The 14,064-nt window shown below is 72.9% G+C and carries 15 protein-coding genes; 6 read left to right on the forward strand and 9 right to left on the reverse strand.

What is annotated here, in order from left to right:
- Window positions 1-25: 25 nt before the first annotated feature.
- From ACFY0I_RS01330 to ACFY0I_RS01345, 4 genes are all read right to left on the reverse strand, one after another.
- Window positions 26-1,195, reverse strand: a complete 1,170-nt coding sequence (locus tag ACFY0I_RS01330; RefSeq protein WP_388888479.1) for a hypothetical protein — start codon at window positions 1,193-1,195, stop codon at window positions 26-28.
- On the reverse strand, window positions 1,192-2,790 hold the full coding sequence (locus ACFY0I_RS01335; RefSeq protein ID WP_388888481.1) for a M48 family metallopeptidase: 1,599 nt from the start codon (window positions 2,788-2,790) through the stop codon (window positions 1,192-1,194). Before ACFY0I_RS01335 ends, ACFY0I_RS01330 begins: the two co-directional genes overlap by 4 nt.
- A 130-nt stretch (window positions 2,791-2,920) precedes the next feature.
- Window positions 2,921-3,952, reverse strand: coding sequence for a hypothetical protein (locus tag ACFY0I_RS01340; RefSeq protein ID WP_388888484.1), 1,032 nt, complete (start codon window positions 3,950-3,952; stop codon window positions 2,921-2,923).
- Between the two features lie 165 nt (window positions 3,953-4,117).
- Window positions 4,118-5,236: a hypothetical protein gene (locus tag ACFY0I_RS01345; protein WP_388888486.1), complete on the reverse strand. Its 1,119-nt coding sequence runs from the start codon at window positions 5,234-5,236 to the stop codon at window positions 4,118-4,120.
- Window positions 5,237-5,383: 147 nt separating this feature from the next.
- Here ACFY0I_RS01345 and ACFY0I_RS01350 point away from each other — a divergent pair, with 147 nt between their 5' ends.
- Window positions 5,384-6,541, forward strand: a complete 1,158-nt coding sequence (locus ACFY0I_RS01350) for a cystathionine gamma-synthase (protein ID WP_388888488.1) — start codon at window positions 5,384-5,386, stop codon at window positions 6,539-6,541.
- Between the two features lie 107 nt (window positions 6,542-6,648).
- On the opposite strand, the gene ACFY0I_RS01355 is transcribed toward ACFY0I_RS01350, so the two are convergent.
- From ACFY0I_RS01355 to ACFY0I_RS01365, 3 genes are all read right to left on the reverse strand, one after another.
- On the reverse strand, window positions 6,649-6,900 hold the full coding sequence (locus ACFY0I_RS01355) for a hypothetical protein (protein ID WP_388888491.1): 252 nt from the start codon (window positions 6,898-6,900) through the stop codon (window positions 6,649-6,651).
- Window positions 6,897-7,367 (reverse strand): RNA polymerase, encoded by a 471-nt coding sequence (locus ACFY0I_RS01360; protein ID WP_388888493.1) that lies wholly within the window; start codon window positions 7,365-7,367, stop codon window positions 6,897-6,899. Before ACFY0I_RS01360 ends, ACFY0I_RS01355 begins: the two co-directional genes overlap by 4 nt.
- Before the next feature lie 71 nt (window positions 7,368-7,438).
- Window positions 7,439-7,960 (reverse strand): MarR family winged helix-turn-helix transcriptional regulator, encoded by a 522-nt coding sequence (locus ACFY0I_RS01365; RefSeq protein ID WP_388888496.1) that lies wholly within the window; start codon window positions 7,958-7,960, stop codon window positions 7,439-7,441.
- Window positions 7,961-8,207: 247 nt separating this feature from the next.
- Here ACFY0I_RS01365 and ilvA point away from each other — a divergent pair, with 247 nt between their 5' ends.
- The 3 genes from ilvA to ACFY0I_RS01380 all read left to right on the forward strand — a co-directional run bounded on the left by ilvA (window position 8,208) and on the right by ACFY0I_RS01380 (window position 11,525).
- Complete coding sequence (gene ilvA / locus ACFY0I_RS01370) at window positions 8,208-9,440, forward strand: threonine ammonia-lyase (protein ID WP_388888499.1); 1,233 nt, start codon at window positions 8,208-8,210, stop codon at window positions 9,438-9,440.
- A gap of 175 nt (window positions 9,441-9,615) precedes the next feature.
- Window positions 9,616-10,653, forward strand: coding sequence for an ATP-binding cassette domain-containing protein (locus tag ACFY0I_RS01375; protein WP_388888501.1), 1,038 nt, complete (start codon window positions 9,616-9,618; stop codon window positions 10,651-10,653).
- Window positions 10,650-11,525: an ABC transporter permease gene (locus ACFY0I_RS01380; RefSeq protein ID WP_388888504.1), complete on the forward strand. Its 876-nt coding sequence runs from the start codon at window positions 10,650-10,652 to the stop codon at window positions 11,523-11,525. The genes ACFY0I_RS01375 and ACFY0I_RS01380 overlap by 4 nt, the downstream gene beginning before the upstream one ends.
- Before the next feature lie 76 nt (window positions 11,526-11,601).
- Here ACFY0I_RS01380 and greA read toward each other — a convergent pair whose 3' ends face one another.
- Together greA and ACFY0I_RS01390 are read right to left on the reverse strand one after the other, a co-directional pair.
- The gene (greA, locus tag ACFY0I_RS01385; RefSeq protein ID WP_281205052.1) at window positions 11,602-12,099 is read right to left on the reverse strand and encodes a transcription elongation factor GreA; all 498 of its coding nucleotides are present in this window, start codon (window positions 12,097-12,099) and stop codon (window positions 11,602-11,604) included.
- 175 nt (window positions 12,100-12,274) lie between these two features.
- Window positions 12,275-12,691, reverse strand: a complete 417-nt coding sequence (locus tag ACFY0I_RS01390; RefSeq protein WP_388888507.1) for a DUF4307 domain-containing protein — start codon at window positions 12,689-12,691, stop codon at window positions 12,275-12,277.
- Between the two features lie 107 nt (window positions 12,692-12,798).
- Here ACFY0I_RS01390 and mca point away from each other — a divergent pair, with 107 nt between their 5' ends.
- Both mca and ACFY0I_RS01400 read left to right on the forward strand, forming a co-directional pair.
- The gene (gene mca / locus ACFY0I_RS01395) at window positions 12,799-13,680 is read left to right on the forward strand and encodes a mycothiol conjugate amidase Mca (RefSeq protein WP_388888510.1); all 882 of its coding nucleotides are present in this window, start codon (window positions 12,799-12,801) and stop codon (window positions 13,678-13,680) included.
- 2 nt (window positions 13,681-13,682) lie between these two features.
- Window positions 13,683-13,925: a hypothetical protein gene (locus ACFY0I_RS01400; RefSeq protein WP_388888513.1), complete on the forward strand. Its 243-nt coding sequence runs from the start codon at window positions 13,683-13,685 to the stop codon at window positions 13,923-13,925.
- Window positions 13,926-14,064: the final 139 nt, after the last annotated feature.

Genomic DNA, 14,064 nt, shown 5'->3' on the forward strand with positions numbered 1-14,064 from the left:
GTGCGCCGCGCGGCGCCCGGCGCGATCAGTCCTCGTCCTCCAGCAGGGTCACGCGGACCGCCCAGTCGCGGGCGTACAGGTAGCGCTGCTTCGGGTTGCCCGCGTAGTACCAGGGCATCGCGCCGATGTGGCCGTCGACGTGCCGGAACTGCTCGACGGCCTCCGCGTCCCGGTCCTGCCAGAACAGCAGGTAGGCCAGCAGGTGGCGCAGCGCGACCGTGCGGGTGTCGGCCGGGTCGGCCGCCGCGAGGTCGACGAGGGCCTCGTCGACGGCGGCGCGTACGTCCGGCCCCGTGAAGAAGTCCTCCGCCGCGAGGTCGTCCTCGTAGTTCTCCTGCTCGACGTAGGCGATCAGCGGCAGCATCGACAGCAGCTCACCGGGGGCCGCGCCGATGGCCGCCTTCCGCGCGAAGGCGTGGGACTCCTCGTGCGAGCCGCGCCACTTGCGGGCCCAGTACTGCATGGCGTTGGTGTGGGCGCTCAGCAGCTTCGGGGAGCGCGAGACGATCTCGGTCCACAGCCGCTCGTACCGCTCGTGCGGGTACATCAGACCCAGGGCGACGGCCTGCTCGACCATGTACGGGACCGGGTCGGCGGGGTCCGCGACCTTCTGTGCCTCGTGGACGGCCGCCTGCGCGCCGCGCAGCAGCTCGTGGAAGAGGTCGAACTGTTCCTCCGAGGTGTGGCGGGCCCACGCGGAGCCGCGGACCTCCCACGCGACGAGGACGGCGTTGTCGGCGAGGACGAGGGCCGCGGCCGGGTCACCGGGCCGGGCGGCGCGCCAGGCAACCAGCCAGGCGTCGTCCTCGACGGCCGCCTCGGCGAGGGCGCGCACGCGGTGCCAGCGCTCCTCCCGGTCCGAGCCGGCGGCTTCCAGGTAGGCGGCGCCCGCCTCCCAGTCCCCGGACCGGACGGCGGCCAGGGCGGCGGTCCGCTCGGCCGGGACGGGCGCGGCGTGCTCGGTGTCCAGCCGGTCCTCCGGTACGAAGCCCAGGGCGACGACCGCGGCCGCCACCTCGGCCTTGCCGTCGGCCTTGAGGGCTTCGGTGCGGGCGCGCAGTTCTGCGCCGGCCGATTCCAGGCCCTCGATCCGGTCGGTCAGTTTCCGGGCCTTGCGGATGATGAGGAAGCCGCGGGCGACGTAGAGGGCGCCCGCGAGGAGCAGGGTGCCGAGGACGAGAAGGAGGACGATCACGGGTTGAGCACCAGCTTCCGCAGTGGTTCGGTGTCGCACGGGTCGGCGACGGCCGCGTCCAGGGCGGCCTTGAGGCGGTCCTCGAAGTCCCCGGCCGGGTAGGCCAGGGCGGCCGAGTCGGACCAGGACAGCTGCCAGCGGGCGGCGCCGCGGGCCGTCAGCTCGGTGGTGACGAGCTGGTTCAGGATCCGGCGGAAGGCCGGGCGGGCGAACTCGCGGGCCGCGCGCCCGGTGGCGGCGGCCGCCTGCTCCGAGGTCGGGAAGCGCTCGGCGAGCCGCCACCGCAGCTGCGGGTCGGCGTCGACGGCGTCCAGCAGGGGGGCGAGGCCGTCACCCGCGCCCTCGGCGGCCACGGCCTCGCGGATCTCCCGCGAGCCCTGACCGACGTACAGGGTCATGCTCTCGTGGACGAGGTCCGGCCAGTCCAGCCGCTTGAGGCCGAGGGCCTCCGGGCTGAGGACGACGGGCTCCAGGGCGGCCATGGCCGCGTCCGCGTCGGACAGCAGCTCCAGCGACGGGCGGTCGCCCCGACCGGCGCGGCCGTCGTCGGGCAGTGCCTCGATGCGGGCCACGCGCTCGGCGAGCGCGGGGTGCGAGTCGTACGGGGAGGCGGGCTCGGTCGACAGTTCGGTGCGCAGCTCGTCCAGTTGCTCGGAGCGGGCGTCCAGGAGCCGGCGGAAGCCGCCGAAGACCTGTCCGGGCAGCGGCAGCAGCCCGGCGTTGACGCCCAGGGTGGCGTAGGAGCCCATGTAGAAGTCGTGGGCGTTGCCCAGCGCGTTCAGCTCGCGCAGCGCGGAGGCGGTGGCGTCGCGCCCCGCGACGCGCACGGCGGCCAGGTCGGCGGCCAGCTCCTGGCGGCGGGCGCCGGAGAGGGTGGCGCGCATGTAGAACTTGGCGTACGCGGTGTAGATCCGGGCCATGGCGCGGTAGCTCATGCCCTCGCCGGTGGTGTCGACCTCCTTGGCCTTCTTGCCCCGGGCGGTCCGCTTCTCGGCGCGCTTCTCCTGCTTGGCGCGCTCCTTGGCCACCTTGGTGTCGGCGCGGTCGTGGAAGTGGTCGATGGTGCGGATCAGCTGGGCGCGGCCGCGGGCGATCAGCGGGGTGAGGCGGGTGTCGAGGTTGGCGTAGTGGCCCATCTCGTGGGCCAGGACGGCGCGCAGCTGCATCTCGTCCAGGCCGCTCATCAGGGGCAGGCCGAGGTGGAGGCGTCGGGTGCCGGGCCGCAGGCCCAGCATCCGGGACTCCTCCGAGACGGCCGCGTTGACCTCGTCGATCAGCAGGATCTCGTCGGGGGCGCGGGTGCCGACCTGAGCGGCGATGTCGCGGACGGCCCGCCACAGGACGGGTTCCTGCGCCTCGGTGACGGGGACGCCGGGCAACGGCTCCGCTTTGGGGGTGCGCAGCATGAACATGCCGCGCACGATCGGGATCGCGAGGACCACCGAGACGATGACGACCTTGCCGGCCACGGCGCCGTGCAGCCAGGTCATGCCGGCCCAGTCGAGCAGCCCGAGGAGGCCGAGCAGGATCAGGCCGAGCAGGTAGAAGCCGGCGAGCAGGACGAGCGCGCGCAGCGCGCGAAGTGAAGCGCCCATAAGGACGGGTCCCCCCAGGGATGCGGAAGTGGTGCGGGTGGTGACGGGTAACGGGTGGTGACGGGCGTGGTCGCCGGGGACCGGTGCGGTCGCCGGGGACGGCGCCCGCGCCCGGGTCGGTCGGCTGCGGTCAGCCGCGGCGCGCGCCGTGTGCGGCGAGCCCCCGGGCCAGGTCGAAGGCCGCGACGGGACCGGCCCCGTCGGTGTTCCAGGGCGCGGCGCCGCAGTACGGGCCGATCGCGCGGAACTGGTCGAGCGCCGCCGTGTGCATCCCGGCCTCGCCCATCCGGTGCGCCAGCAGGTGGCGCAGCCGGGGCAGGCCCTCGTGGTCGGACCGTACGGATTCCAGCCGGTCCGCGACGGTGGCGAGCAGGGCCCGGTGCGTCTCGGAGCGGGTGGTGCGGGCGGCGCGGGAGCCGCGCAGTTCGCCCAGCGCGTGCAGGTACACCCCGGGCAGCAGGCTGCCCGTCGGGGCCTGGTCGGCGGCCCGCCCGGCGAAGTCGATCATCAGCTCGTCGGAGCCGTGCCACTTGGCGCACCAGTACTGCATGGCCTGCCAGTGGGCGGCCGTGTGGTGGGGCGCGCGGCGCGTGAGGTTGCGCCACAGGTCGGCGAACTGACTGTGCGTGTACGACAGCGCCCGCGCGGCCGTGATCATGACGACCCAGGGTCCGGGGTCCTCGGGGGCCAGGTCGGCGGCGCGCTGCGCGGCGGCCACGGCGGCCGGCAACTGGGCGTGGAAGCTGCGCATGTCCGCGTCCGGCACCTCGCGGGCGACGGCCGAGCCGCGCACCGCCCATGCCCGGCCGACGAGCAACTGGGCGTGGACGGTGGCGGCGTCGCCGTCGGCGGGTTCGGCGGTGCGCCAGTCGGTGAGCCAGCGGTCGTCGGCGTCGGCGAGCCGGATCAGCAGCTCGAGCCGGGTCCAGCGCTCGTCCCAGTCGGCTCCGGCGGCCCGCACGTACGCGGCGGCGGCCCGCCACTCGCCCTCCTGGGCGCCCGCGATGACGCGCCGGCGCTCGCCCGCGCGCTCCGGGTGGGCCTCGGGGCCCGCGCCGAACGGGTCGAGCCGCTCGCGGGGGACGAGGCCGAAGGCCGCCGGGTCGAAGCGCGTACGGACCCAGCGGGTGGCGAGCGCGCGTGCGGCGCGATTGACGATCACGGCCGGAATCATGCGGCCTGATCATCACTCACGGCAACTTTATTGGCCAACGCTCCGGGGTGGGGCGCGGGGAGCCGCCGCACTCGACGGGACATATCCGCCGACTGCCGGAAAATCCGGAGTCCCGTGGCGCCGGGCCCCCTGCGCCCGCCCCGGGGCCGTCGGTCAGTGCGGCAGCGTCGCCGGGGACCCGCCGTTCGCCTCGTACCCCGCGACCGCCAGCGCCCGGTACACCGCGTACGTCGCGGCCGGGTCCGGAGCCGTCGACCACGGCAGCGCGCCCACGTACCCGTCCACGTGCCGCACCTGCTCCATCGCCTCGGCCCAGCGCTCCATGTTCACCAGGAACACCAGCAGCAGGTGCCGCACGTGCGCCAGCATCGGGTCGTCCTGCCGCGCCGTGCGCACCGCGTACATCGCGCCCTCCACCGCCCGCGTCACGACCGCGCTCCGGTAGAAGCTCTGCACCAGGTTCACCTCGGGCAGGTGCTCGTACACCGCGAACAGCGGCAGCGCCGCCAGCAGCGAACCCTGGGGGGCGCGGGCGGCCGCCGCGTGCGCGAAGGCGTCGGCCTTCTCCCGCGAGCCGTGCCACTTCTCGCACCAGTAGTGCAGCGCCGCCAGGTGCGCGCCCATGTGCTGCGGCGCCAGATCGATGATCCGCGCCCACAGGACGTCGAAGTCCGCCTCCGAGTAACCGAGCGCCCGCGCGACCGCCAGCTCCGTGATGTACGGCACCGGGTCGCCCGGGGCCAGCAGCGTCGCCCGGCGGCACGCGTCGCGGGCCTCCTCCAGGATGATCCGGTGGTCGGTGGAGCCCACGCCGCCCGAGTGCCGCCACGCCTGCTGCACCAGCAGCTCCGCGTGCACCTGCGCGCCGCCCGCGTCCTTCTCCGCCTCCAGCCGCCACGACTTCAGCCAGCGCGCCCCGGCCCCGGGCTCCCGTACGAGTTCCAGCGCCGCCGCCCCGCCGAAGGACTGCACCCGCTGCCAGCGCTGCTCGCCCTCCCTCGGGGTCCCGGCGAGCAGGGCCGACGCGGCCTGCCAGTGTCCGCTGCGCTGGACGTTGCCCAGGGCGTCCATCAGGTCCTGGTCGGGCCCGGGCACCCGGATGTCCAGCTGCTCCTCGCGCACGAAGCCGTAGTCGGCGGGGTCGGCGGCGTCGGGGCTGCCGGGCGCCACCTGGCGGATGCCGCCGGCGAATCCACCCCGCCTGCGGCGCACGTACGGCATCACGACGGCCACGACCAGGACCACGGCCATCAGGACCAAGAGAATCTCCATGCCGCAAGCGAACCAGACGCACCGGGGCAAAGGCCAATGGTGTGGCTCCCTGTTCGCGTTCCAGGTCAGGAGGGCAGGTCAGCGGCCCGTCGTCCACCCGTCAGGCCAGAAGAGGACCGGGGCCCGAACGGGGCATAGCATCTGCCCATGAGCGACGACAGCCACGAGCACCAGAGCTTCGAGACCCGTGCGATCCACGCGGGCAACACGGCGGACCCGCAGACCGGCGCGGTCGTACCCCCGATCTACCAGGTGTCCACGTACAAGCAGGACGGCGTGGGCGGACTGCGCGGCGGCTACGAGTACAGCCGCAGCGCCAACCCCACCCGTACCGCGCTGGAGGAGAACCTCGCGGCGCTGGAAGGCGGCCGTCGCGGCCTCGCCTTCGCGTCCGGACTCGCCGCCGAGGACTGCCTGCTGCGCACCCTGCTCGCGCCGGGCGACCACGTGGTCATCCCCAACGACGCCTACGGCGGCACCTTCCGCCTCTTCGCGAAGGTCGTCTCCCGCTGGGGCGTGGAGTGGTCGGTGGCCGACACCTCCGACCCGGAGTCCGTGCGCGCCGCCCTCACCCCGAAGACGAAGGTCATCTGGGTCGAGACCCCCTCCAACCCGCTGCTCGGCATCACCGACATCGCCGTGGTCGCCGACATCGCGCGCACGGCCGGCGCCAAGCTGGTCGTCGACAACACCTTCGCCTCGCCCTACCTCCAGCAGCCGCTGGCGCTCGGCGCGGACGTCGTCGTGCACTCCCTGACGAAGTACATGGGCGGTCACTCCGACGTCGTCGGCGGCGCCCTGGTCACCGCGGACGCGGCCCTCGGCGAGGAACTGGCCTACCACCAGAACGCGATGGGCGCGGTCGCCGGGCCCTTCGACTCCTGGATCGTGCTGCGCGGCATCAAGACGCTGGCCGTGCGCATGGACCGGCACGCGGAGAACGCCGCCAAGATCGTGGAGGTGCTCACGCGCCACCCGAAGGTCACCCAGGTCCTCTACCCGGGCCTGCCCGAGCACCCGGGCCACGAGGTCGCCGCGAAGCAGATGCGCAACTTCGGCGGGATGATCTCCTTCCGCGTCGCGGGCGGCGAGGAGGAGGCCGTCGCGGTCTGCGGTCGCACCAAGATCTTCACCCTGGCCGAGTCGCTGGGCGGCGTCGAGTCCCTCATCGAGCACCCGGGCCGGATGACCCACGCCTCGGTGGCCGGCTCCGCCCTGGAGGTCCCGGCGGACCTGATCCGCCTCTCGGTCGGCATCGAGAACGCCGACGACCTCATCGCGGACCTGACCCGCGCCCTCGGCTAGTCACGGCCCGTACGGCGGCCCGGGTCACGGCCCGCACCGCCGTTCCGCCGCGGCCCGTGCGGCCACACCCGGGTCCGTACGGCCACGATCCGCCCGCCCCCGGAGCGCTACCAGCCCTCCAGGGGCGGGGAGATCCCGCTCGGCGGCGTCACCCACGGCCGGGTCAGCGAGGCCCACACCGTGAAGGCCACCGCAGCCGCGAACAGCACCGTCCAGCCCAGTCGACGCAGGGCCCGGCGGCGGCGCAGCAGCCGCCTGCCGTGTGTGGTGGCGTCCACCACGAGAGCGGCCGGCACCACCGGGTGCGGTCCCTCCATCAGCTTCCTGACCTGGTCTTCCTTCCGGTCGAGGGGACTCACGCGGCCCCCTTGCCGGAGTCGGCGCCCGACCCGGGGCCCGCGCCGCGTCCCGACCCCGCCCGCATCGTGGCGACGGCCCGGTTGCACACGGCCTCGACCCGCTCGGGCGGCAGCCCCAGCTGCGCGGCCGTGACCTCCTCCGCGACGCCCTCGTGGACCCGCATGACCAGCACGAGCCGCTCCACCGGGCTGAGCCGCGCGAGCACCCCCGTACCGCCGGGATGCCGCCAGGCCGTACGGGCGTACGCCGCGCACAGCTCCTGGCGGGTGTGGTCGTACGGGTCGTCACCGCGCAGCCGGCTCCAGTGCGCGTACGTACGGGCCAGGGCCCCGGCGAGCAGCCGGCGCGCGGCGGTCGCCTCGGACGGGGCCTCGGCCGTCAGCAGCACCGCGACGTGCAGCAGCCGCCCCGCCGCGCCCGCGACGAAGGCCTCGAACTCCGGGTCGCGCCCCGAACGCCGGTCCACAGGCCACATAGTGCGGCCGGTGCCACCATCCCGGTCAAGGGGTCGGACGGACCGGGATCAGGGCGCGGCGTTCAGGAAGCCGGGCCGCCCTCGGCGGCGGCAGCCATCAGCTCCGACAGGGAGAGGTTGAACCGGGTCAGCAGGGTCGTGAACGACTCGCGCTCCTCCTCCGCCCAGTCCTCGGTCACCCGCGCCATCAACTCGCGCCGCGAGGACCGCACCTCCTCCAGGCGGGCCAGCCCGCGCGGGGACAGCGCCAGGACCACGGCCCGACCGTCCTCGGGGTGCGAGGTCCGCTTGACGAGGCCGCTGTCGACGAGCGGGGCGACCTGCCGGGTGACCGTGGAGGAGTCGATGCCCATCCCGCCGGCCAGCGCCTTGACGCCCATCGGGCCTTCCAGGTCGAGCCGGTTCAGGAGCAGGTACGCGGCGCGGTCCATCGAGTTGCGGGCCTGGCCGACGCCGCCGAGGCGGGTCTGCTCGGCCCGGCGGGCGAAGACCGCGACCTGGTGCTGGAGCGAGTCGAGGAGTCCGGCTCCGGCGGGCGCTTCGGCCGCCGTGGGCAGGTCGGAACTGGCCGGGATGGAGGGCATGGCCGTGGGCTCTCTTCGCGTGGGGCCGACAAGGATGGGGGACAGAGTACGCGGCCGTGCGGCGGCCCGTACGCCGCGTACGAGAACTGGTGCGGCGCATCGGCCCGGCGGCCCCGGGGCCGTCCCGGATGGCGAGATCTCGCCCCTGCCCGCGTGGACCGCGGGGCGCGGCGGGGCGGGGTGGGGCGGCCGTCCACCCGCTGGTCGTCCCTGCGCCGTGACCTGCGGTGGCTGCGAGACTGGCGGTATGAACTACCGCGTGCCCCAGCCCGTCCCCCAGGTCATCCTCGACGACGTCCGGGGGGCCCAAAAGATGCTGTCCGGGGTTTCCCGGGTCACGCCGATGGAAGGCAGCCGGCACCTCTCCTCCCTCACCGGCTCCCCGGTCCACTTCAAGTGCGAGAACCTCCAGCGGACCGGCTCCTTCAAGCTGCGCGGCGCGTACGTGCGCATCGCCGGCCTGCGCCCCGAGCAGCGGGCGGCCGGCGTGGTCGCGGCGAGCGCCGGCAACCACGCGCAGGGCGTGGCGCTGGCGTCCTCGCTCCTCGGGGTCCGCTCCACGGTGTTCATGCCGGTCGGGGCGCCGCTGCCGAAGGTGGCCGCGACCCAGGAGTACGGCGCCGAGGTCCGGCTGCACGGCGAGGTCGTCGACGAGACCCTCGCCGCCGCCCAGGAGTACGCGGACCGCACCGGCGCGGAGTTCATCCACCCCTTCGACCACCGCGACATCATCGCCGGCCAGGGCACGGTGGGTCTGGAGATCCTGGAGCAGTGCCCCGAGGTCCGCACGATCCTCGTCGGCATCGGCGGTGGCGGGCTCGCCGCGGGCGTCGCCGTCGCGGTGAAGGCCCTGCGCCCGGACGTCAAGGTCATCGGCGTGCAGGCGGCGGGCGCGGCCGCCTACCCGCCCTCGCTCAAGGTCGGCCACCCGGTGTCGGTGGACAACCCGACCACGATGGCGGACGGCATCAAGGTGGGCCGCCCCGGCGACGTCCCCTTCAAAATCATCGGCGAGCTCCTCGACGACGTGCGTACGGTCTCCGAGGACGCGCTCTCCAGCGCTCTGCTGCTGTGCCTGGAGCGGGCGAAGATGGTGGTCGAGCCGGCCGGGTGCAGCCCGGTGGCGGCGCTGCTGAGCGAGCCCGAACTGTACGGCGGCGGCCCCGTGGTCGCGGTCCTGTCCGGAGGGAACGTCGACCCGCTGCTGCTCCAGCGGATCCTGCGGCACGGCATGGCCGCCGCGGGCCGCTACCTGTCGCTGCGGCTGCGGGTCACCGACCGTCCGGGCGCGCTGGCGGGCCTGCTCGGGGTACTGTCCGCGACGGACGCGAACGTGCTGGACGTCAGCCACGTGCGCACCGACCCGCGGCTCGGGCTCACCGAGGTCGAGGTGGAACTCCACCTGGAGACCAAGGGACCCGAACACTGTGCGGAGGTGGCTCGTTCCCTGCACAGTGCGGGGTACGCGGTCATCGGCTGAGCGCGGGGGACCGCCGTCGGTGATCCGGGGAAAAGCATGGCGGGACGCGATATAACGCGATAGCGTGACGGCCGTCGGGCGGTGCCCGTCCGACACCACCTTAGGATTTGTGCAGGAAAGTCCTGATTCTTCTGGCCTGAAACCATCCGGCCTGAATTGCTCTGGGAGAATCCGTATGCCAGGCGCCATCTATGCCGAAGGACTCGTCAAGACCTTCGGCGACGTAAGGGCTCTGGACGGCGTGGACCTCGATGTCCCCGAAGGCACCGTGCTGGGGCTCCTCGGCCCCAACGGCGCGGGCAAGACCACGACCGTCCGTGTCCTGACCACCCTCCTCCAGCCCGACAGCGGCAGGGCCGTCGTCGCCGGGATCGACGTCCTCAAGCAGCCCAACGAAGTCCGCCGGGCCATCGGCCTGTCCGGCCAGTTCGCCGCCGTCGACGAGTACCTGACCGGCCGCGAGAACCTCCAGATGGTGGGCCGGCTCTACCAGATGAAGGCGAAGGCCGCGAAGGCCCGGGCCGACGAACTCCTCGAACGCTTCAACCTCGCCGACGCCGCCGACCGCACCGCCAAGACCTACTCCGGCGGCATGCGCAGGCGACTCGACCTCGCGGCGGCCCTCGTCGTCAGCCCGCCCGTGATGTTCATGGACGAGCCGACCACCGGACTCGACCCGCGCAACCGCCAGCAGTTGTGGGGGATCATCCAGGAACTGGTCGCCGGCGGCACCACCCTGCTGCTCACCACCCAGTACCTGGAGGAGGCCGACCACCTCGCGCACGACATCTGCGTGGTGGACCACGGCAAGGTCATCGCGCGCGGCACCTCCGACCAGCTCAAGGCCCGTACGGGCGGCGAACGCGTCGAGGTCGTCGTCCACGACCGCGCCCACATCACCACCGCCCGCGAGGTCCTCGCGGGATTCGGCAAGGGCGAGGCCACGGTCGAGGAGCACACCCGCAAGCTGACCGTGCCCGTCGCGGGCGGCGCCAAGCTGCTCGCCGAGGTCATCCGCGAACTCGACGGCCGCGGCATCGAGATCGACGACATAGGCCTGCGCCGCCCCACCCTCGACGACGTGTTCATCTCCCTGACCGGCCACGCGGCCGAACTGGCGGCGGAGGAGAACGGCGGCGCGCCGGTCGGCGGCGCCGGCAAGGACGAGGCCAAGGGCAAGGACCGCAAGGCGCGTAAGGAGACGGCGAAGTGACCCTCACCTCCCCGAACCCGGGCACCTCCCCGCCCCCGGAGCTCGCGGCACCCCGACCGCGGGGCGGCATCGTCCAGGGCGTCAACGACTCCCTCGTGATCGCCAAGCGGAACCTCATCAGGATGTCCCGCATCCCCGAGATGATCATCTTCGGCGTGATCCAGCCGGTGATGTTCGTCGTGCTGTTCAGCTACGTGTTCGGCGGCTCGATCAGCGTCGGCGGCAGCACCTCCCCGGCCGACTACCGCGAGTTCCTGATGGCGGGCATCTTCGCCCAGACCGTCACCTTCGCCACGGCCGGCGCGGGCGCGGGCATCGCCGACGACATGCACAAGGGCCTGATCGACCGCTTCCGCTCGCTGCCCATGGCCCGCGGCGCGGTCCTCACCGGCCGCACCCTCGCCGACCTCGTCCAGACCACGCTCACCCTCGTCGTCCTGGCGGTCGTGGCCCTGCTCGTCGGCTGGCGCACCCACACCAGCATCGGCGAGGTCCTCGCCGGCTTCGGGCTGCTGCTCCTGCTCGGCTACGCCTTCTCCTGGATCGGCGCCCTGATCGGCCTGTCGGTCCGCACCCCGGAGGCGGCCACCTCGGGCGGCCTGATCTGGCTCTTCCCGCTGACGTTCATCTCGAACGCCTTCGTCCCCTCCGACAACATGCCGACGTTCCTGCGGCACATCGCGGAGTGGAACCCCTTCAGCGCCACCGTCCAGGCGTCCCGGGAACTCTTCGGCAACCTGCCGGAGGGCTACCCCGTCGCGGACGCCTGGCCGATGCAGAACCCGGTACTGGCGTCCGTCCTCTGGTCGGTGCTGATCATCGTGGTCTTCCGCAGCCTCGCGGTCCGCAAGTACCGCTCGGCGACCGTCTGAGACCGCCGCACGTGCGAGAGCCCCCGTCCGGAGCGGTCCGGGACGGGGGCTCTCGCGCGCGTGCGCGTGAGGGGGATCAGCCGTTGAAGGGCTTGACGGCCAGGACCTTGACGGTCGCCTGCTTGCCGTTCGGCAGCTCGTACTGGGCGTCCTCGCCGATCTTCTTGCCGTTCACGCCGCTGCCCAGCGGGGACTGCGGGGAGTAGGTCTCGAAGTCCGACGACGCGTACTCGCGGGAGGCGAGCAGGAACTCCAGGGTGTCGTCCTCGTCGCCGTCGAAGGCGATCGTGATCAGGGTGCCGGGGGCGGCCACGCCGTCGGACGCGGGCGCCGTGCCGACCTTCGCCTTCTCCAGCAGCTGCGTGAGCTGGCGCACCCGGAGCTCCTGCTTGCCCTGCTCCTCCTTGGCCGCGTGGTAACCGCCGTTCTCGCGCAGGTCGCCCTCCTCGCGGGCGGCTGCGATCTTCGTGGCGATCTCCGTGCGTGCGGGACCAGAGAGGTAGTCCAGCTCGGCCTTCAGCTGGTCATACGCCGCCTGCGTCAGCCAGGTGACGTTATCGCTCGTCTGGGTCACGGGTGCTCCTCGTCGGTACAGGGGTATGCAAAGCCGCCGGCGGCGGGCGAAACCACGAGCCTAACAATTCGGGAAGAAAAGGGGGAGGACACCCGGTGGGTGAAGTGTGTCATCGCGTTCCGGATACCCGCCGGGCAGCCGGTCCCGAAGGAGGCGTCGTTCGAGCGGCTCGGGGTCAGCCGGCCGGGGACGCGGCGCTCTGGCAGCCGACCAGTTCGACCGCGGTCGCGCGCCCGGTCGTCCTCAGCGTGACGACCTCGTCCACGCGCGTGTCGCGCTGCGCGAAGGTGAAGTCCGCGCGGCCGACCTCGCCGTGCTGCTCGTCCTGGGAGCTGAGGGTGCAGACACCGGTCACCGAGGCGTCCTTGCGGACCTCCAGGTGCACCTTGACCTCGGTGTCCGACAGGATCTGGAACTTGATCATCTCGGCGCTCACGCTCTGCCCGCCGACGTAGTCCCAGCCGATCCAGCCGACCACGGCCAGCAGGCCGACGCCCAGCACCGAACCGACCACTTTGAGCCTGCGGTCCGCACGCTCGTCCTCGGACCGGCCGTACCGGCCTTCGGGGAGCCCTTCGCGCACCGCGCTCATGATCGTTCCTCTCAGTGGGGAGGGTGAGGCACCCGCTGGAATTTTCCGACCCCCCGTTCGGTCACTATAGAAGCCGACCGTCGCGCCGAATCACAGAGGATCCCGCCTTGACCGAGCAGCTCCGACTGATGGCCGTCCACGCCCACCCCGACGACGAGTCGAGCAAGGGCGCGGCCACCATGGCCAAGTACGTGTCCGAGGGGGTGCCCGTCCTCGTCGTGACCTGCACCGGCGGCGAACGCGGCTCCGTCCTGAACCCCAAGCTCCAGGGCGACAAGTACATCGAGGAGAACATCCACGAGGTGCGCGCCAAGGAGATGGACGAGGCCCGCGAGATCCTCGGCGTCGACCAGGCGTGGCTCGGCTACGTCGACTCCGGCCTCCCCGAGGGCGACCCGCTGCCGCCGCTCCCCGAGGGCTGTTTCGCCCTCGCGGACGTGGAGGAGGCCGCCGGCGAGCTGGTGAAGAAGATCCGCGCCTTCAAGCCGCAGGTCATCACCACCTACGACGAGAACGGTGGCTACCCGCACCCCGACCACATCATGACCCACAAGATCACGATGGTGGCCTTCGACGGCGCGGCCGACACCGAGAAGTTCCCGGAGGCGGAGTACGGCGCCGCGTACCAGCCGCAGAAGCTCTACTACAACCAGGGCTTCAACAAGCCGCGCACCGTCGCCCTGCACGAGGCGCTCCTCGCGCGCGGCCTGGAGTCGCCGTACGGCGAGTGGCTGGAGCGCTGGAAGGAGTTCGAGCGCACCGAGCGGACGCTGACCACGCACGTGCCCTGCGCGGACTTCTTCGAGATCCGTGACAAGGCCCTCATCGCGCACGCCACCCAGATCGACCCGGACGGCGGCTGGTTCCGCGTTCCGATGGAGCTCCAGAAGGAGGTCTGGCCCACGGAGGAGTACGAGCTGGCGAAGTCGTTCGTCGACACCTCCCTCCCCGAGTCCGACCTCTTCGCGGGCATCCGGGAGAATGCGTAGCTATGAGCGCTACGCAGTCAGCCCTGACCCAGCTCCTCCCCCTGGCCGGCGACACCTTCGACAAGAACAAGGTGACCCCCGGAATCCTGGGCTTCATCGTGTTCGCGGCCCTCGCCCTCGGCGTGTGGTTCCTGATGAAGTCGATGAACCGGCACATGGGGCGGGTGGACTTCCAGGAAGCCCCGGAGCCGGCCGCCGCGGGCCCGAAGGCGACGCCGACGGCCAAGCCGGACAGCGCCGCCTGACACCCCGCACGCGAACGCCGCCCCGCCCTCGGAACCGGTGGGGCGGCGCGTCCCGCGCGGTGGGACACCGCCGGACCGGCGTACGGAGCCGCTCACGCCCACGGGGTCGGGCCGGGGCCCGGCTCGGGCCCTCACGTCG

Source organism: Streptomyces sp. NPDC001568 (genome assembly GCF_042893755.1).
In the GTDB taxonomy this organism is placed as follows: Bacteria; Actinomycetota; Actinomycetes; order Streptomycetales; family Streptomycetaceae; genus Streptomyces.